This is a genomic window from Jeotgalibaca caeni, assembly GCF_028863945.1.
GTDB lineage: Bacteria > Bacillota > Bacilli > Lactobacillales > Aerococcaceae > Jeotgalibaca > Jeotgalibaca caeni.
Window position 1 is genome coordinate 1 of record NZ_JARBEA010000010.1, and the last position, 17957, is coordinate 17957.

Below are 17957 nucleotides of genomic sequence, written 5' to 3' on the forward strand. Positions count from 1 at the left end.
AAAAGGGCCGGAGGCCGTTACTATTTTCATCCATCAGGGTGTTCGCGGAAGCGAACATGAGTGTTTGTCCCACTCTCTTCGTTCTTACTCTAATAGAAAAGCCACGGTTTCATAGGGTCGTAGTGTCATCTCTGTAGTTAGAGGGACTTCCTCATAATTTCCAACCAGCCATTTTGCTTCAGCGGTTGTGAATTCTTCTGGAAGGGTAAAGGCATAGTCCGTGCCGTAGAAGTGGCTCAAGACCAACAGTTTTTCGTCCTCTTTTTCTCGTACGTAGGCAAAGACTTCTGGGTCATCCAGCAAGATTCCTTCATAGGAACCATCTGCTATAATCGGCATCTCTTTGCGCAACCGAATCAACTGTTGGTAATACGGGAAGATTCTTCCTTCCGCCAGTTCCTTCTCAACGTTGATGTGGGAAGAGTTGTCTGCTACTTTCAACCAAGGTGTCCCCGTTGTAAAACCAGCATTCAAGCTGCTGTCCCATTGCATCGGAATGCGGCTTGTATCACGAGACTTCTGTTTAATGATCGTCATCGCCTCTTCATGTGTTTTGCCTGCTAAACGCAAGCTCTCATAGGCATTGTGTGATTCCACATCCACATATTCACTAATGTCATTGAAATCTGGATTCGTCATCCCGATTTCTTCCCCTTGATAAATATACGGGGTTCCTCTTAAGAGATGGATGGTTTGCGCCAACATGGTCGCTGTTTCATACGGGTACTTTTCTGGGTCGCCAAAGCGGCTGTTGGCACGAGGTTGGTCATGGTTATTCCAAAAGAGTGCATTCCAGCCGTTCCCTTTTTGCATACCCGCCTGCCATTCGTCAAGAATTTGTTTCAGCGCCAAGAAATCAAAGGGCACATCCGTCCATTTTTCACCGTTCTCATAATCCACTTTTAGATGGTGGAAGCTGAAAATCATCGATAGTTCATTGCGAGCCGGATCAGAGTACAAGATTCCATTCTCAACCGTTGTAGAAGACATTTCTCCAACCGTAATAATATTCTCGTGTGCACCGAAACTTTCTCGGTTCATCTCCTGCACCCACTCATGGACGATTGGCGTGTCGGTATAGAGACTCTTTTCGTTATCTCCTGTACTGTCAACGAGCACCTCATCTTTACCAATGACATTCAGCACGTCAAAGCGGAAGCCGGTCATTCCTTTTTCCAACCAGAAGTTCACGATTTTATAAAGCTCTTTGCGCACTTCCGGGTTGCGCCAATTTAAGTCTGCTTGCGTGACGTCGTACAGATGCAAGTAATACTCACCGGTATCGCCAAACGGCTCCCAAGCTGGACCGCCAAATTTGGATTCCCAATTGGTTGGCAAACTACCATCTTCCTTGGCTGGACGGATGATATAGAAGTCTTGATACTTTTTCTCGCCCGCCAATGCTCGTTGGAACCATTCGTGTGTGATGGAAGTATGGTTTAGCACCATATCAAACATTAATTCAATATTTTTTTCTTTTGCTTTTTGAATCAACTCTTCCAATTCTTCCATTGTTCCAAACATTGGATCAATCTGATAGTAATCGGTAATGTCATACCCATTGTCTTTTTGCGGAGATACAAAGATGGGATTCATCCAAATCATATCGATGCCTAACTGCTCTAAATAATCGAGCTTCTCTATGATTCCTCTGATGTCCCCAATGCCATCCCCGTTTGTGTCATTGAATGACTTTGGGTAAAGTTGATAAATCACTTTATCCTTTAAATGTTCCATAATGTCCTCCTTCTAAAAAAACGAGGAGCAAAGGTACGTATTCTCCTTTTTGCTCCTCGATGAATTTATTCTGCTTACTTATTGCTTGTTTCAATCACTGGTGCATCTTCTATATCGCCTTTTGGCACGAAGAGTTGTTTCTTCTCGAAGAAGACAGTCAGTAGGAATGGAATCACAATGGCGATTACCATGCTAATAGCAAATGTGATGTAGTGCTCTGGGTAGATGGACAAGATACCTGGAAGTCCCCCTACACCAATCGTAATCGCTGTTACACCAGTGGCCACTGAGAACAATCCTGCAATACCAGATCCAATCATTGCTGCGATAAATGGATAGATATACTTAATGTTAATCCCGAACATCGCTGGTTCCGTTACACCTAGGTAACAGGAAATCATCGCTGGAATCGAAACTTGCTCTTCTTTTTTATTGCCGCGGTGCATGAAGATGATCGCCAATACGGCAGAACCTTGGGCAATGTTAGAGAGAGCAATCATTGGCCATAGTTGAGTACCATCAAAGGCATTTTGTAGCTGTAGGTCAATCGCATTCGTCATGTGATGGAGCCCTGTGATAACAAGCGGCGAGTAGAAGGTACCAAACAATAGACCAAACAACCAGCTGAAACTGCTCGTGATTCCTGCGTACACTACATCAGAAATCCAGTCACCGATTGTCCAACCAATTGGTCCTAATACAGTATGCGCGATAATAACGGTTGGAAGTAGAGCAAATAATGGAACAAAAATCATGGAAATAGCTTGTGGAATCCACTTACGCAACCATTTTTCTAGATAAACGAGGGTGAAACCAGCTAACATGGCTGGAATGACTTGTGCTTGATACCCGATTTTATCAATGGTGAAGAATCCGAAGTCCCAAAATGGAACTTCCCCTGCTGCTGCTGCACCTGCTGCGCCGTATGCATTTAATAATTGCGGTGATACGAGTGTAAGCCCTAGTACAATCCCTAGAATTTGCGTGGTACCCATCTTACGAGTGACACTCCATGTAATTCCAACTGGCAAGAAGTGGAAAATTGCTTCCCCGATTAACCAAAGGAAATCGTTGACCCCTGCCCAGAATTGGGAGTTTGAAACAATCGTGCCGTTCGCAAATTGAATTTCTCCTAGAACATTTCGGAAACCGAGAATAAGACCTCCAACGATAATGGCTGGGATTAACGGACTAAAAATTTCTGCTAATACAGACATTGCGCGTTGCGCTAGGTTTTGATTTTGTTTCGCAGCCGATTTTACTTCGTCTTTCGAAACGCCCTCTTTACCAGAAACTGCCGTAAACTCATTGTAGAACGTGGGAACTTCATTACCGATAATTACCTGAAATTGTCCAGCTTGTGTGAACGTTCCTTTTACCGCAGGAATGTCTTCAATCTTCTTTACATCCGCTGCATCTGGATCATTCAATACAAACCTCATCCGAGTGGCACAGTGCGTGACAGCTGAAATATTATCGGGACCACCGACATGTTCCAGCAAATCTTTGGCATCTTGCTTGAAATCTGGCATGGTAATTCTTCCTCCTTTTATAACTTGTATAGACAAGTTTTTGGTACCTTTATTTTAACTCTTACAAACAAATAATGCAACCGTTTACCATCAAAAAGCAAACAAAAAGGGCTGGAGGGAGAAAAATAACAAATAAAATTGCAAAAGTGTGCAAGTGGGCTCTTTTTTAGCGCTCACTCATACCATTTTTACGATTATGGTATGAGTGGCGTTTTTTTATGACCTCACTTGCACGTTTTTGGCAAAAATGGTACAAGTGAGCTTTTTTTAAGCTCCCACTTGCACGAAAATAAAACAGCAACTCATCCCGAAGGATCAGTTGCTGTTTGTATCGTATTAAAGGTGATGGTTTTTTTGCAAATAGGATAGCGAGCTTGGGAAAGAGGGTCCTTCTTTCTCCCGGGCCTGATTCTCCTGGTTGCTCTGTTCTAAGGAAGGAAACTTCCACAGTTTATAGCAATAGTTTAGCCCCGCTAACGCAATATACGCTTTCCTTCGCCAACTCTTCTCATAAGATGCAGCGAGAGGATGGATCACGTTCCCCTTTTGATAGGCGTCTTTGATTTTTTGCTTCCAGCGTGGGGATTCAACTCGCGGAAGGAGAATCGATTTCGGCAAGGAGCTATAAAGAATTGTTTTTTGCGGTGCGGGCTCAGGCAATTCTTGTTGATACAAGAAGTCTTTCACGTAGAGTTGCGCCACATTGTTCCCTGCTGCCGTCACATAATAATTGCTTGACCCTAATCGGGCATTCAGTTCAAAGAAAACATACTGCTGCTTCCGTGAATCGTACTTCACATCGAAGGTAGCAAATCCATAGAAGTTCGTTGCGGCAAAGATTTTCTCGATGGACTCAGTCAGTTCTTCCTCTTCTACCACAATGCTGGCTAAGCTGTTGCCGATTGCGGAAGGAGTAGGATCATCCACCAGCACATTGGCAAAGGAATGAAGCTTCACCTTGCGATCGTATTTCGCCACATAGACCATGGCTACCCCCAACGTCTCATCATTGCCGGTGATATATTCTTGGACAATCAAGTCTTCCTGATAGCCGTTCTGACGAATAAGCGCTATTCTTCTTGATGCTTCCACCTCATCCAGACAGATGTACACCTTCTTTTTTCCTGCAAAATCCATTCGTTGATAAGCCGGAGTATCGGCAGGTTTTATAATGACGGGATAAGGCAGAGTGAAGTCCTGATCCTCTTTTGTCAGAACCACTGTCCTTGGATGAGGAACTCCAACGGCTTCGCAAAGTTCATGGAAACGCACCTTGTTCGTCACAGCCTCATACGTTTCTCTCTCCACGTACGGAACCACCCAATGACTAGGAAATGTATCCCGCCAACGAAGTAAATCTTCGACATAACGGTCATCACTGCCAAAGAGCAACTTCTGACAATCTGGGTACTGGTTCTCAATCTGGAGCATTGTTTTTTGAAAGGAATGAAAATCGGTCATACTGGGTACAAGATAATGCTCAATAATTGTGGAGCGGTTAATCGGGCCAGTTAGAAAGGGACTAATCAGGTGTGTTTTTATGCCATAGGCTTCATAAAAAGCACGTGCTAATCCATAAGCGCCACGATTCCCTCCCAAAATAACGGGAACAAAAGGCTGATTCTCAGCTTTTTTCACTGGCGTTCTCTCCCTCTCCTAGACAATATAAAAGTCTTTTTTCTTAAAGTCGTACTGCAGAGAACCTGGTGCCTTCTTATCCTCATCTTGGATTAAGCTCCCATCCTTCATAGATAATTGACGGAAGCGGAAGTTCTCTACAATATGGTAATCATGCGTTGCTAAGACAACCGTTGTTCCGCGGCGGTTGATCCGGTAGAGCAGACGGAAAATTTCCTTCGAAGTTCTTGGATCCAAATTCCCCGTTGGTTCATCCGCCAATAAAAGCTTCGGCTCATTCACGATGGCACGTGCAATGGCGACGCGCTGTTGCTGCCCACCTGACAGCTCATCTGGATAGCAATGGGCCTTGTCCGCTAGCTCAACCAAGGTCAATGTTTGCCAGATGCGAGGCTGGCACTCCTCAGCAGAAATGCCAATAATTTCAAGAGCAAACGCAACATTTTCGTAGACCGTTTTATTCGGCATCAGCTTGTATTGTTGGAAAACAATACCGATTTCTCGGCGCAACTTGTACAAGTCTTTGTTCTTTAATTTACTCAGTTCCATCCCGCAAACGGACATCGAGCCCTTCGTCAGCTTCTCTTCCCGGTACAGAAGCTTCAACAAAGAAGATTTCCCTGAGCCGCTTGCCCCCAATAAATAAACAAACTCGCCTTCCTCAATCGCCAATGATACATTCTCAATTCCTTTGACGTTTCGGGGATAGGTCATCGTCGCATTTTTGCATTCAATAATTGTACTCATGTCCTACACTCTTTCTCATTGCTTGAACTGATTGATACCACTCATCATTTCATCTGTACTCTGGGCTGCCCGTATGTTCATGGCATATCCCCGTTGCAGAATCATCATTTCACTGAATAAAGTGGCTAAGTCGACATTTGCATTTTCTAAAAATCCTTCTTGAACTGTACCGGTTGCTGGAACTACCGCTCCTGCCGCTACGTACTTGTTCTCCCCTACTGGCGTGAAGGTTGCTGCTTGGAAAAGTGGCACGGTTCCGTCTGGTAGACGATACAACGCCTCTCCACGAGCGTTCGTAACCCTGCCGTCTGCATTTTGTTGGAAATCTCCGTCCCGTGTATAGAACGTTTCTCCTGCAGGATCGGTGACGCGGAAAAAGCCTTCACCTACAATTGCATATTGATGCTCCCCTTGACTCTCAACCAAACTTCCTTGAGTCAGATTCAATTGGTAATCTTCGCTTCGTGCGCCACTATTGATGCGTACATCTGCCATCGCATCATCTAACAGCAGACTATCACCTGTCATTTCCATGTTTTCCATCAGCTCTGTGAACTGAACATCGCGGCCTTTATAGCCTGTTGATTGCACATTCGCTAAGTCATTCGCTACCGTGTCCATCGCATATTGGAAAGCATGTAGGCCACTTTTAGAAATCCCTAATAATTGATTCATCATCTTATCCTCTACACTTTCCCAATTTCATTACTTGCTTTACGTAAAGTTTCGTCACTCGCATGCAAGGCCTTTTGATTGGCTTCAAATTCACGGGAAATCTTCATCATCTCGACCATTTCATCCGCCGTATTTACATTTGACATCTCGATATAGGACCCTGGATTAGTTGGATCCTCCTTGATAGCTCCTGGCGTTTCATCAACATACACTTCATCGATATAGTTCTGGAAGGTGAATCCGCCGACATCCGTCTGCAGGTTTCGATCAGGTCCTCCTAAGTGATTCACCATTGCCCGCTCTTCTCCAGCACGTTGGACCATTTTTTGTGCTTGATACCCAGGCGTGTTGATGTTCGCAAAGTTCCCGGCTACCATCTCCTGTTTCTTTTGCAAAATGCGGAAATTGTGCTGTAACGTGTCCATACTTCTAATCAAGGTCTTTCCTCCTCATATAATCGCGCAAAGTCGCAATGATTTTGCCGTGAATCTGCGATACTCGCGGCACAGATATATCAAAAATAAAGGCAATCTCTTTTAATGGTAACTTCTCTACATAATATAATTGCAAGATTTGTTGTTCCCGTTCCGGCAACAAGCGAATGGCTTCTGTTAATTCTGTTTTTTTCTCTTGTTCTAAAATGTTTTCTTCTACGCTAAGCGCGTGGGTATCCTCCACAAAGTTCACCAATTCTGATTGGGTCCCTTCATCTTGGAATACCAACATCTCTAAACTCACTGCGGACAATTGATGAATAATATCGTAAATGTCATCCAGATGCTTGTTGGAAAGATTCAAGCGAGCAGCAATTTCATGCTCCGTCGGCTCTCTTCTCAGCGCCTGTTCCAGTTCTTCCTTGACGCGGTAATATGCTTTTAGTTTGTCCATCCCCGTTCGGGAAATCGGTGAAGTCTTGCGAATTTCATCAATAATTGCGCCACGAATTCGTGTATACGCGTAACTCTCAAAGGGAACATTTTTATCGCCGTGGTATTTATCCAGCGCATCCATCAAACCGATTACGCCAAAATTAATCAAGTCACCGCGTTCATGCTGGGAGTTCTTCATTCGTAACCCACTTACTACCTTTTCAACTAACGGCAAGTAGTGAAGAATTTCTTCATCCCGATCTTGTGCCTGAAACATAGTCCACCTCCCACTGCTCCTTAAACAACTTTTTCAATCATTCCCACCGCTGTAATCGCGATTTCATTTGGTACTTCATTCAGCGACAATACCGCTAGTTCAGGGAAATTGTACGCCAATAGGTTCTTCATAGCAGGTCGTATCTTTGGAGATACAAGCAGCACATGCGGAATTCCTTTTCCTTCTAAGTCATAGTGATTGCTCTTCACACTGTCAAACAAGCGGGTAACCAGATCCCCTTGCAGAACTGGAATGGAACCTGCTGATGATTTCTGGATGCTGTGACTAATTAATTCCTCGGTATCTGGATGCACCGTGATGACATTTAAGGTCCGCTCTGCATCCAAGTAATCTTGGACAATTGTTTGTTTCAAAGCTTGACGAACATATTCTGTCAGCACTTCCGTGTCCTTGACGGTTGTGCCATAGTCGGCCAGAGTTTCTAGAATGGTAACCATATCGATAATGGCAATTTTTTCTTTCAATAAATTCTGCAATACTTTCTGCACTTCTCCAAGACGCATAATGTCGGGGATCAGCTCATCAATTACTACGCTGTATTTCTCTTTCAAACCTTCTAGTAATTGTTTGACTTCTTGGCGTCCAAGTAAGAAGTGACTATGCTGGCGAATCGTCTCTTTTAAGTGGGTAACCAATACCGTCAGTGGATCAACAACTGTGAAGCCAGTTAAATCAGCCATTTCTCGGTCGCTCTCGTCAATCCATAGCGCATCTAACCCAAAAGCCGGTTCCTTCGCAGGGATGCCTTTGAAAGGAACTTCTTCCCCTTCTGGCATCAATAGCAATACTTTATCCATGAACAAGTCACCTTTGGCTTGAACGTTGCCTTTTATTTTAATGACGTATTCATTGACGCCCAGTTGCAAGTTGTCCCGGATACGGATAGGTCCCAGTAAAATCCCCAGCTCTTGGGCGAACTGTTTGCGGATAACAAGTACTTGATTCATAATATTGTCGTCTTTACTCTCATCCGCAATCCCGATCAACCCATACCCGATTTCAATCGCAACCGGATCAATTTGATACGGAACCACTACTTCTCCGCGGTTTTTATCGCGTTCGGTCCGTTTATTAGCAAGTTGAGCTTGTTCTTGTGCAATGCTTGCTGCTTGTTCTTGTTTTTCGTTTTCCATGAGCAAGTATCCGGCTACTCCTGAAGCGAGCCCCACCAGTAAGAATAGAAAGGTTGGGAATCCCGGCACGAAGGAGAAAACAACCATCACACCGCTCAGAATAAACATGACTTTCGCTGTAGAGAATAGTTCTGGAATTACAGAACTACCAAAACTTTTATCATTACCCGAACGCGTCACCAAGATACCGGACGCAATCGAAATTAATAAGGAAGGAACTTGTCCAACTAAGCCATCTCCGATCGTCAACTTGCCGAACTTATTCAGCGCCTCGCCAATCCCCATCCCGTGTTGCAAAGAGAAAATCAAAATCCCGCCGATTAAGTTAATCAAGGTGATGATAATGCTGGCAGTCGCATCTCCTTTAACAAACTTGCTCGCTCCATCCATTGCCCCATAGAACTGTGTTTCCCGCTCTAAATCGTTGCGCCGGGAACGAGCTTGCTCTTCCGTAATCAATCCAGAAGCTAAGTCCGAGTCAATGGACATTTGTTTCCCGGGCATCGCATCTAAGGTAAAACGAGCCGACACTTCAGAAACACGCCCAGAACCATTTGTTACGACAACAATCTGGATGATGAAGATGATAAGGAAAATAACTGCCCCTACAATGATGTTGTTCCCTGTCACTAAGTTCGCAAACGTATCAATTACTTTCCCTGCATCTCCCTTTGTCAGGATGAGCCGGGTAGAGGAGATGTTTAACCCTAAGCGAAACATCGTAGTAATCAGCAAAATAGTAGGGAAACTGGAGAATTCCAGCACACTTTTCGTAAACAAAGTCAGTAATAAAATGGCAAATGATAATGCCATATTTAGAATCAACATGAGATCCAGTAATCCAGGTGGGAGAGGAAGAATAATCATCGCTAAAATCAAGAGGACGAAGATGGAAACCCCTATATCCATCAATCCAGTTGATTGCTTCTTTTTCTTCAGTAAATTTGTAGCCATGATTTTCTTCCGCCAACCTTTCTGCTGTGTGAATCTCTGTTAAATTTTTTTCTTTTTCAATAATTCCATTTGGTAGACCAACGCTAACATTTCAGCCAGAGCTTGGTAGAGATCGGCAGGAATGGACTGGCCAACTTCTACGCTCTTATATAAACTTCGAGCAACAGGTTTATTTTCCATGATGGGCACACCGTGTTCTGTGGCGCGTTCCCGAATCTTGGCAGCCATATGATCCGCCCCCTTCGCCACTACGATTGGGACCGGATCTTTCTCCCGGTCATAACGCACTGCAATCGCTAGATGGGTCGGATTCGTAATAATAATCGATGCAGTCTCTACATCTTGCAGCATCCGCCTGGTTAGCTGGCGATGCTTTTGTTTTCTTTGGGACTTAATGTGCGGGTCCCCTTCCATCTCTTTGTATTCATCTTTGATTTCTTGCTTCGACATACGTAAGTTCTTTTGATAATCATACTTTTGAAAGGCAAAGTCGGCAGCGCCTAGTATGAACAAGATGATTGCCAGCTTGGTGCTGACCTCTTTCACTATTTCCAATACAACAAAAAAGAGCTTCTCCATCCCAACGGAGCCGGAATTTAATGCGTAGTAACTCGCTTCTTGGGCGGATGAAACAGCCACCCAGAAGAGTAGAGCCAACTTAGCAAGGTTCTTCAACAAATTGAAAAGAGCCTTTTTGCTAAACATATTTTTCAAACCCGAGATCGGGTTCAATCGGTTGAACTTAAATTTAAGCGACTCTTTGGAGAAGAACAGTCCTACTTGTGCCACGTTTGCAATAATAGCAGCGAGAAAAGCAATCGCCAGAAAAGGGCCGGTTAATACGAAAAAGTAGAGAATGGCTTGCATGCCAATGCTGCCTAGGTTTTCACCGATATTCTCAATCATCAAATTCGTTGACAACTGGCGCTTCAGGATAGGAAAACTCTGCTCCAACGTTCGAGTGACCATGCTCACCCCCACCAATGCAAACACCGCAAACGTGAGGGAACTGGTTAGTTCTTGGCTCTTCGCCACCTCACCCTTCTTCTTAGCGTCCCTTAATTTCTTGGGGGTGGGTTTTTCTGTTTTGCCATCTTTTTCTGACATCCTTCATCACCGCCCCTTTACCTTTGACTGAACGAATAAATGAATTCATTCATGTACTGCAACATTTGTGGCATCAAGTCGGCAATATTCCGGTACAAGGTCGGGAAAAAGGCCAACAGAAAAATCAAAACAATTAAAACCTTTAGCGGCATGCTCAGAATCAAAACGTTAATCTGCGGAACCGTTCTGGACAACACACCAAGCAGGATTTCGGTTAACAGAGCTACAATCATCAGTGGTGCAGCAAGACGAAACGCTGTCCCGAAGACAAGCGTGAATAAGTGCAAAATACCATCCACTGGATTAAATAGGAGCGACTGTACCGGCAACTGCTGGAATGATCCCACTAACGTTTCAATCACGCGGTGATGAATATCGGTTAGAAAGAAAACAGCTAACGAAATCCAGTAATAAACTTTTCCTAAGAAAGATGCATTGATTCCAATCGACGGATCAAACAACTGCGACATGGAAAAGCCGACTTGCACATCAGCAAACGAACCTGCCATCTCAATAGCCGCAAAAAAAAGTTGAGCGATATACCCGATCGCAAGTCCTACTAACGCTTCTTTGACGATTAAGAAGATGAGAGCAAACATGCCTAGCTCTCCTCCTATCGCGGTTTGAAGACTAAAAACAGGCAAACTTATTCCGAGAGATAGCGCCACTTTCATGAAATTGGGCATCCCCTTTAATGAAAAACCCGGACAAACAAATACAAACGTGGCAATTCGGATAAAAATCAATAAAAAGGTTTGAAGTTGTGCTGTCACATCCAGCACCTACAAACTTGCAATAATTTCAAAAATTTTTTCGGTATAGGCAATAATGGCATTCAACATGAAGTTTCCGAAAATAATCAAAGAGCCAATGACAGCCAATACTTTTGGTACAAAACTTAAGGTTTGTTCCTGAATTTGAGTGGCTGCTTGAATAATACTAATAATCAGTCCTACCACAAGGGCAATTAACAAGACCGGTGCTGACACCGTTAAAATGGTCATAAATGCTTCTCTTAATACATCTAAACTACCTTGTAAAGACATCTTTCACCTCTTCTATGAATAAAAGCCCAAGACAACGGACTCGACAACCAAGTACCAGCCATCCACCAACACAAACAACAACAACTTAAACGGCAAGGAAATCATAGCCGGTGACAGCATGAACATCCCCATCGACATCAAAATGCTGGCAACCACCATATCAATAATCAAAAACGGAATAAACAATAAGAAACCTACTGTGAAGGCAGTTCGTAATTCACTAATCGCAAATGCAGGAATGACTACCGTCAAAGGCAATTCTCTTCGCTCACTAACTTCTGCCTCTTGTCCTGATAAGTCAAGAAACAGCTGCAGATCCTTTTCCCGGGTCTGATCCAACATGAAGTCCTTAATCGGCGTTTCTGCTCGGCTAAGAGAAGTCTCCAATGAAATTTCTTCTTCGACGAGAGGACTGATGGCATCCTCGTACACCTCTGTGTAAACAGGCTGCATGATAAAAAAGGTCAAGAATAAAGCTAATCCTACCAACACCTGATTGGGTGGGTTCTGCTGCGTACCAAGAGAGCTGCGCAGAAAAGAAAGAATAACAATAATCCTGGTAAAACTAGTGGTTAAAATTAAAAATGCCGGAATGACACTTAGCAACCCAAGAACTAAATAAAGCTGAACCGTGTCGGCAGAACCTACATCACTCCACACATTCTCAAGCTCCGCAGCCTGTACAGGTTGCGCTGTAAGGAAGAAAAGGAAAAGGGTCCAACCAATTTGTTGTATCCGTCTCTTCATGATTGGCTCCTCTTTTCCTTACGCCATTCACTGGATTCTACTTCTTCCTGCGACAGTTCCTTGAGAATCTCGTTATGCTGTTCCGTGCCGCTCATTAAGTAGTAGGTTCCCATTACTTCGACAACATAGAGGGAAGAAGTACGGCTTAACGGCAGCTTCTCTACAATCCGTAGATGTTTGCTGCCCCTTCTAGACAATTGATTCAGTTGTTTAATTAGTACATTCGCTAAAAGGATGATCACCACCAAAGCAGCTACACTTTTAAGCACATATTCAAGTCCCATCGTGTATTTCTGGCCTTCTTTCTTATTGCATTACAATATTCGTAACAAAAATTTCTTCAACAATCTCTGCGCCTAGAATTTGGTTGATTTGTGTTCTCAGTTCTTCTTTTATAACCAATTCTCCTTCAGCTTCTTCAAACACAGTCAGTGCTGTTTTTTTACGGAGACTCGTGATGATTGCATCTCGAATCATGGCCTCTTCTTCCGTTAATTTCGCCTCATTTTCCGCATTGGTTACTAAAAACGAAAGTTCAATCTTCAAAAAATTATTCTTCAGGTTTGTTGGGGTTAGGTTAAGGAGAAACTCTTCAGAAGGAACGATTATTCGTTCCTTCTCTTCTTCCTTCGTACTAGCCAACAATTCTGCAGCTTTTCCTGACGCAATAGCAGAACCTAGTACTCCGCCTCCAATCGCAAGGACTAGCATTGCGATTCCCAATACAATTAGTTTTTGGATGGATAGTGGCGATTTTTCTTTTTGATTTTTCAATCTATTCATCCTCCGGTTCGTAAACAACAACGATATTTACTCTTCTATTCTTCGCTCGATTTTCCGCGGTATCGTTCGGTACCAAGGGACGATACTCCCCATAGCCAACTGCCGATAATCGCATCGGGTTGACCTTTTCTTCCTCACTTAAGTAACGAAGAACGGAGACAGCCCGCGTTGTCGATAGCTCCCAGTTCGTCGGGTACTGACCGTAGGCATTCGGGATATTATCGGTATGCCCCTCAATAACGACATTGTTGCCAATCTCATTCAGTAAATCAGCAATCGAACGCAAAACCTTTTTTCCTTCTCGCGTAATCGATGCACTTTCTTTCCCAAAAAGGATGGCATTATTCAGGTTGACGTAAATCCCATTCTCATCAGCTGTAATCGCTACGCTGTCACCTAAGTCGTGCTTCTCAATGAATTGCGTAACTTTGTTGTACATCTCCAGTAAGGCTGGATCCAAGGCATCAGGATTAACTGGTTCTACGCCATTTTCAGGCGGGATAATGACTCCTTCTAAAATCCCTTCCCCTCCAGAAAAAGAACTGGCTAGAGATTGTGATAGGCTGCGAAATTTCTCTTCACTAATACTGGACATGGAGAACAGGAGAATAAAGAAGGTTAAGAGGAGCGTCATCAAGTCTGAAAAAGTGGTCATCCAAGCTGGAGAACCTGCTGCTGCACTTGCTTCCTTCTTTTTTCTTTTAGACATATCCTTGTCCCTCGCTTTGCAGGACTCCCTCTTCGTCTTTGTCTTTTACTTTCGTTCCATCTAAGTAGCTGGCCAATTTTTGTTCGATCACTCGCGGATTTTGTCCGGCTTGTATAGCAAGAACACCTTCCGTAATCATCTCAGCAATTAACGCCTCTGTTTCTGTTTTGGACTTCAAATTTTGCGCAAACGGAGTAAAAACTAGGTTTGCCAAGAAACTTCCGTAAAAAGTTGTTACCAAAGCAGCTGCCATTCCTGTACCTAATGTAGTTGGATCCGTTAAGGAACCAAGCATGTTAATCAAACCAATCAGTGTTCCAATCATTCCGAATGCTGGCGCTAGTTCTGCCCATTTCAGAAAAATTCCTTGGCCGATGCTGTGACGATCTTCCATGTTGCTGATTTTTAATTCCAAAATTTCTCGAATCGAATCAGGCTCCATCCCGTCTACAACCATTCGCAACCCTTCCACTAAAAAAGAATTGTCTAAGCCTTCTAATTCATTATCTAATGCTAGTAGCCCTTGACTACGTGCGGTCCGCGCTAAGTCGGTCATTGTAGACAATAATCCTTGTCGATCATCATCCACCGTATCTAGAATTTTTATGAAATATTGTGGGATTTTTTTAAGTTGAGCGATTGGGTAACTGATTAGTAACGCCATAAATGACCCTAAAACGGTAATGATAATGGAAGGAACATCAATAAATCCGGCTAATGATCCTCCATCTGAAATTGCCCAAAAGATGAGCAGTACGCCCGCTACTAACGAGAGGACGGGCACATAATCTTTTTTCATTCTCTTGCCTCTCTTTCCGGACACATGATGGTGCGCTTGTATTGAATTATTTTTTGGTTAATCTCTTCCGCTGTGTCCGCAACGCGCACAGTATTGCCATTCACCATGGTAATCATGGTGTCAAAGCTTTCGTCTATGCGGTAAATCAAATCACTATTTATATAAAAGGTTTTTCCTGTGACAGTTCTTAATGGAATCATCGTATCTTATCCCTCAGCGATTAACGTTTCAAGGACAACAGTTCTTCTAACATTTGGTCAGAAGTTGTGATGCTACGAGAGTTGGCTTGGTAAGCACGGCTTGCTACAATCATTTCTGTAAATTCATTTGAAAGGTCAACGTTTGACATTTCTAGGAACCCAGAACGGATTTCACCATAACCTTCTTCTGAAGCAGCACCAATGTCGGCTTGTCCGGAGTTAGCAGTTTCTAAGTACAGATTTGCCCCTGCTTTCTCTAAACCCGCTGCGTTGCTGAAGTTGCTCAAGGAAACTTGTCCCAATACATAGGACTCACCATTGTAGACCCCAACAATCAAACCACTTCCATCAATCCCATAACTATCAAGGGCTTGTGCACCATTGGCTTGAATGGTTTTCGGAATCGATAGAGCGCTAATGCCGGTCTGTTCATTGTATTTCAAGCTATTGATATTAAAATTATCATCATACTTTACGGGTGTTTGTGCCATTACCCCTAGCACGTGGTAACCAGAAGCCGTAACAAGTTGATTGTCCGGGTTCAAATAAAATCCGCCATCACGTGTGTATAATTTTTGATCGTCCTCGCCATTTGCGCTGACTGTGAAGAAAGAATTATCGCCATTTTCGATAGCAAAGTCTAAATCACGTCCGGTTGATTGGAGTGATCCACCATTCATAACGGTATCGATCGAACCAATTTGTACACCTAGACCAACTTGTTTACCGTTACGATTTGTTTCTGCTTGTGCCAATGTCTGGCTCATCATATCTTCAAAACGAACCCGACCACTCTTAAAGCTTGTTGTATTTACGTTCGCAATGTTATTCGAGATAACGTCCATTTTTGTTTGGATATTTTTCATTCCGCTTACGCCTGAGTATAGAGATTTTAACATTTGATATTCCTCCAATTAGGGTTCATTTTAAGGTCCGCTTCATTCCGTCCACGGACAAGGCTTCCTTGCGGTCCAGCCTGACTTATTCTTTTACAAACTTAGTACTGTCAATATTCGTTATGGTGTCTACTTCTTCCCGGTCTAATGCAGTGATGATTGTCCGGTTATGGATATTTGCAATCAGGGCTAAATCTTTGTATAACAATAAAGAATTTTTTGAACCTTTTTCTTGTAGCTCGTCGACTGCCGAATTTAACTGCGTTAAATCATTCTCGGCCAAGGTAAAGCCTCGTTGATCCATTCGTTTTTGTGCATGATTGGAGATTTTTAACGACTGAGCCGCTATGCGCGTTTCAAAAGAATCTGCTGTTTTCACTGGATTTGCTACTTGTTTTTGAATCGGTTGATAGGGAACTTGATTGATTCTTATACTCACGATTGACCAAGCCCCACTTCTTGAACGTTATTCATGTAGTAATCTTTGCCGTTTAATTGAATGGTGGCATAGCCGTTAAAGAACTTTACCTTTTCAACGGTTCCCTTCACCATAGTGCCGTCTTGAACAACGGTAGCTTCCTTCCCAATCATCGCAAGTGCTTGTTGTTGTTGGGTCATCAGCATGGTAGTCGATAACGTTTCGGTGAGCGTATTTAATTGTTCCATGGTACTGAATTGAATCATTTGTCCCATAAAATCAGTCGAGCTGTTTCCTCCACTTTCGCCATCTGGAGAAGGCATTTTAAGCGAGGCGGCCATAATTTTGATGAAATCATCCATATCCATATCGGAGTTGGACTCTTTTCCTTTCACAATCGCTTGGTCAATGGATCCGATGGTAAAATTTGGTGATATTTCCATTTCTTTTTCTCCTTTCTTTAGATATAAAGGCTTAATCCTGTTAACCGCTCATAGGCGGATGGCGGATCTTCCCCTTCTTCTTCCCTTTCTTGATGAGGCTGATAGCGTCCTTTTCCTTGTTGGTTGGTTCCTTGTTTATGAGGAACAAATTCACCAGCAAATTGCGGTAAGAAAGATTGTGACGGTAAAACCTCAACTGATAAGGTTTGAATCAGTGCATCTACTTGTAGCTGTTCCCGTAAAAGAGGCATTTGTTCATCCAAGACTTGCTTTAACTCTGCTTTTTGAACATAAATTTTTGCTTCTACTTGCTCCCCTTGCCATTCCAAATGGATTTCCATTTCACCCAGCGTTTCGGGTGTCAGTTTTATCTGCACGACTTTTGGCGCTTCAATGGATTGTTTCGGGATCGCTATCGTCATTGTTTCAGCTATTTGCTTCATGAATACTTGTGGTTCTTGGAAATGGAGGACCACCTTTTCTGCTACTTGTGGCGAGGTGACTTCTTTCGTTCCTCCAACGGCAGACGATGCAGGGACAAACTCCAATGGTGGCAGGGAATCCTTTTGTAATACATCTGGAGCCTCCGTTATCATTTTGAGCGGAATTGGTTCTCCTAAATCTTTCTCGTTGGGAAGTTTGAATTCTGTCACGGACTCCGTGACCTTATTTCCTTCTTTTTCTGATACTGTTTTGTTAATGTTTGATTGTTCTAGGCTTGCCGGTTCAATCTGTAGAGCTGATTCTTGTTTCTCTGGTGGTTCTTTAAGCGGTACTGGAGCACTGTTCGATAGTGGAGGAGAAGACATCGATTGCTGAACAGGCAATTGCTCAAGCTGCTCTGGAGCGTTTTCTTCTACTTGCTCCGCTCCTGCAACAACGTTTTCGTTCACCGTCTCTCTTACATCCGGCATGGACAACGTGCTGATTCCCCGTACCTCTTCCTCTGAACGCGCACCTTGTTTGGAGACCGTGCCTGTTTCTGCAGGTGGGATTCGCAAGAACGTGTGCATCATGTGATACAAAACCTCTTCTACAGCTTCTTCCTCTTCAACTGTAGGAAGTTCTAGAGTCTCTTCTACCACTGCTTCCGGTGTCTCTTTCCCTTCTTCCAAAAACTGCCCCAACAATTGTTGGAACTCCTCCCCATCTACATGTAGCAGGGGAATCTCCCCTACTTGAGGAACCGTTATCTGCAAAAAAGCAGATGATAAAACTACATTTTC

The 17957-nt window shown here is 43.4% G+C and carries 21 protein-coding genes; all 21 read right to left on the reverse strand.

Annotated features, from left to right (window positions below; translation table 11 throughout):
- Positions 1 to 84 precede the first annotated feature (84 nt).
- Complete coding sequence (treC, locus tag PVE40_RS03415; protein ID WP_274730472.1) at positions 85 to 1737, reverse strand: alpha,alpha-phosphotrehalase; 1653 nt, start codon at positions 1735 to 1737, stop codon at positions 85 to 87.
- A gap of 74 nt (positions 1738 to 1811) precedes the next feature.
- On the reverse strand, positions 1812 to 3269 hold the full coding sequence (gene treP, locus PVE40_RS03420; RefSeq protein WP_274730473.1) for a PTS system trehalose-specific EIIBC component: 1458 nt from the start codon (positions 3267 to 3269) through the stop codon (positions 1812 to 1814).
- Positions 3270 to 3605: 336 nt separating this feature from the next.
- Positions 3606 to 4907, reverse strand: a complete 1302-nt coding sequence (locus PVE40_RS03425) for a carboxylate--amine ligase (protein WP_274730474.1) — start codon at positions 4905 to 4907, stop codon at positions 3606 to 3608.
- A gap of 18 nt (positions 4908 to 4925) precedes the next feature.
- Complete coding sequence (gene ftsE, locus PVE40_RS03430) at positions 4926 to 5654, reverse strand: cell division ATP-binding protein FtsE (RefSeq protein WP_274730475.1); 729 nt, start codon at positions 5652 to 5654, stop codon at positions 4926 to 4928.
- Between the two features lie 15 nt (positions 5655 to 5669).
- The gene (locus PVE40_RS03435) at positions 5670 to 6329 is read right to left on the reverse strand and encodes a flagellar hook-basal body protein (RefSeq protein ID WP_274730476.1); all 660 of its coding nucleotides are present in this window, start codon (positions 6327 to 6329) and stop codon (positions 5670 to 5672) included.
- Positions 6330 to 6340: 11 nt separating this feature from the next.
- Positions 6341 to 6766: a flagellar basal body rod C-terminal domain-containing protein gene (locus PVE40_RS03440; RefSeq protein WP_274730477.1), complete on the reverse strand. Its 426-nt coding sequence runs from the start codon at positions 6764 to 6766 to the stop codon at positions 6341 to 6343.
- On the reverse strand, positions 6759 to 7475 hold the full coding sequence (locus tag PVE40_RS03445) for a sigma-70 family RNA polymerase sigma factor (protein WP_274730478.1): 717 nt from the start codon (positions 7473 to 7475) through the stop codon (positions 6759 to 6761). Before PVE40_RS03445 ends, PVE40_RS03440 begins: the two co-directional genes overlap by 8 nt.
- Before the next feature lie 20 nt (positions 7476 to 7495).
- Positions 7496 to 9583 carry a flagellar biosynthesis protein FlhA gene (gene flhA / locus PVE40_RS03450; RefSeq protein WP_274730479.1) on the reverse strand — a complete coding sequence of 696 codons (2088 nt, stop codon included), beginning with the start codon at positions 9581 to 9583 and terminating at the stop codon, positions 7496 to 7498.
- A 39-nt stretch (positions 9584 to 9622) separates the two neighbouring features.
- Positions 9623 to 10690 carry a flagellar biosynthesis protein FlhB gene (flhB, locus tag PVE40_RS03455; RefSeq protein WP_274730480.1) on the reverse strand — a complete coding sequence of 356 codons (1068 nt, stop codon included), beginning with the start codon at positions 10688 to 10690 and terminating at the stop codon, positions 9623 to 9625.
- A gap of 17 nt (positions 10691 to 10707) precedes the next feature.
- Positions 10708 to 11472 carry a flagellar biosynthetic protein FliR gene (locus PVE40_RS03460; RefSeq protein WP_338033466.1) on the reverse strand — a complete coding sequence of 255 codons (765 nt, stop codon included), beginning with the start codon at positions 11470 to 11472 and terminating at the stop codon, positions 10708 to 10710.
- On the reverse strand, positions 11473 to 11736 hold the full coding sequence (fliQ, locus tag PVE40_RS03465; RefSeq protein WP_274730482.1) for a flagellar biosynthesis protein FliQ: 264 nt from the start codon (positions 11734 to 11736) through the stop codon (positions 11473 to 11475).
- A gap of 12 nt (positions 11737 to 11748) precedes the next feature.
- Complete coding sequence (gene fliP, locus PVE40_RS03470; protein WP_274730483.1) at positions 11749 to 12483, reverse strand: flagellar type III secretion system pore protein FliP; 735 nt, start codon at positions 12481 to 12483, stop codon at positions 11749 to 11751.
- Entirely contained in the window at positions 12480 to 12767 is a 288-nt protein-coding gene (locus PVE40_RS03475; RefSeq protein ID WP_274730484.1) for a flagellar biosynthetic protein FliO, read from the reverse strand. Before PVE40_RS03475 ends, fliP begins: the two co-directional genes overlap by 4 nt.
- 22 nt (positions 12768 to 12789) lie before the next feature.
- On the reverse strand, positions 12790 to 13257 hold the full coding sequence (locus PVE40_RS03480) for a flagellar basal body-associated FliL family protein (RefSeq protein WP_274730485.1): 468 nt from the start codon (positions 13255 to 13257) through the stop codon (positions 12790 to 12792).
- A 1-nt stretch (position 13258) separates the two neighbouring features.
- Complete coding sequence (locus tag PVE40_RS03485) at positions 13259 to 13975, reverse strand: OmpA family protein (RefSeq protein ID WP_274730486.1); 717 nt, start codon at positions 13973 to 13975, stop codon at positions 13259 to 13261.
- Positions 13968 to 14774, reverse strand: coding sequence for a motility protein A (locus PVE40_RS03490; protein ID WP_274730487.1), 807 nt, complete (start codon positions 14772 to 14774; stop codon positions 13968 to 13970). Before PVE40_RS03490 ends, PVE40_RS03485 begins: the two co-directional genes overlap by 8 nt.
- The gene (locus PVE40_RS03495) at positions 14771 to 14974 is read right to left on the reverse strand and encodes a flagellar FlbD family protein (protein WP_274730488.1); all 204 of its coding nucleotides are present in this window, start codon (positions 14972 to 14974) and stop codon (positions 14771 to 14773) included. Before PVE40_RS03495 ends, PVE40_RS03490 begins: the two co-directional genes overlap by 4 nt.
- A 20-nt stretch (positions 14975 to 14994) precedes the next feature.
- Entirely contained in the window at positions 14995 to 15873 is an 879-nt protein-coding gene (locus PVE40_RS03500) for a flagellar hook-basal body complex protein (RefSeq protein ID WP_274730489.1), read from the reverse strand.
- An 82-nt stretch (positions 15874 to 15955) separates the two neighbouring features.
- The gene (locus PVE40_RS03505; RefSeq protein ID WP_274730490.1) at positions 15956 to 16309 is read right to left on the reverse strand and encodes a TIGR02530 family flagellar biosynthesis protein; all 354 of its coding nucleotides are present in this window, start codon (positions 16307 to 16309) and stop codon (positions 15956 to 15958) included.
- Positions 16306 to 16731, reverse strand: coding sequence for a flagellar hook capping FlgD N-terminal domain-containing protein (locus tag PVE40_RS03510; protein ID WP_274730491.1), 426 nt, complete (start codon positions 16729 to 16731; stop codon positions 16306 to 16308). Before PVE40_RS03510 ends, PVE40_RS03505 begins: the two co-directional genes overlap by 4 nt.
- A gap of 17 nt (positions 16732 to 16748) precedes the next feature.
- Complete coding sequence (locus PVE40_RS03515; protein ID WP_274730492.1) at positions 16749 to 17861, reverse strand: flagellar hook-length control protein FliK; 1113 nt, start codon at positions 17859 to 17861, stop codon at positions 16749 to 16751.
- Positions 17862 to 17957: the final 96 nt, after the last annotated feature.

Excerpts from the sequence above, each read along its gene's own strand:
- PVE40_RS03435 (WP_274730476.1), bottom strand. The coding sequence starts at position 6,329 with ATGAATCAATTATTAGGGATTTCTAAAAGTGGCCTACATGCTTTCCAA.
- PVE40_RS03445 (WP_274730478.1), bottom strand. The coding sequence starts at position 7,475 with ATGTTTCAGGCACAAGATCGGGATGAAGAAATTCTTCACTACTTGCCG.
- fliP (WP_274730483.1), bottom strand. The coding sequence starts at position 12,483 with ATGAAGAGACGGATACAACAAATTGGTTGGACCCTTTTCCTTTTCTTC.
- flhA (WP_274730479.1), bottom strand. The coding sequence starts at position 9,583 with ATGGCTACAAATTTACTGAAGAAAAAGAAGCAATCAACTGGATTGATG.
- treC (WP_274730472.1), bottom strand. The coding sequence starts at position 1,737 with ATGGAACATTTAAAGGATAAAGTGATTTATCAACTTTACCCAAAGTCA.
- PVE40_RS03485 (WP_274730486.1), bottom strand. The coding sequence starts at position 13,975 with ATGTCTAAAAGAAAAAAGAAGGAAGCAAGTGCAGCAGCAGGTTCTCCA.
- PVE40_RS03500 (WP_274730489.1), bottom strand. The coding sequence starts at position 15,873 with ATGTTAAAATCTCTATACTCAGGCGTAAGCGGAATGAAAAATATCCAA.
- fliQ (WP_274730482.1), bottom strand. The coding sequence starts at position 11,736 with ATGTCTTTACAAGGTAGTTTAGATGTATTAAGAGAAGCATTTATGACC.
- PVE40_RS03475 (WP_274730484.1), bottom strand. The coding sequence starts at position 12,767 with ATGGGACTTGAATATGTGCTTAAAAGTGTAGCTGCTTTGGTGGTGATC.
- PVE40_RS03495 (WP_274730488.1), bottom strand. The coding sequence starts at position 14,974 with ATGATTCCATTAAGAACTGTCACAGGAAAAACCTTTTATATAAATAGT.
- PVE40_RS03490 (WP_274730487.1), bottom strand. The coding sequence starts at position 14,774 with ATGAAAAAAGATTATGTGCCCGTCCTCTCGTTAGTAGCGGGCGTACTG.
- flhB (WP_274730480.1), bottom strand. The coding sequence starts at position 10,690 with ATGTCAGAAAAAGATGGCAAAACAGAAAAACCCACCCCCAAGAAATTA.
- ftsE (WP_274730475.1), bottom strand. The coding sequence starts at position 5,654 with ATGAGTACAATTATTGAATGCAAAAATGCGACGATGACCTATCCCCGA.
- treP (WP_274730473.1), bottom strand. The coding sequence starts at position 3,269 with ATGCCAGATTTCAAGCAAGATGCCAAAGATTTGCTGGAACATGTCGGT.
- PVE40_RS03510 (WP_274730491.1), bottom strand. The coding sequence starts at position 16,731 with ATGGAAATATCACCAAATTTTACCATCGGATCCATTGACCAAGCGATT.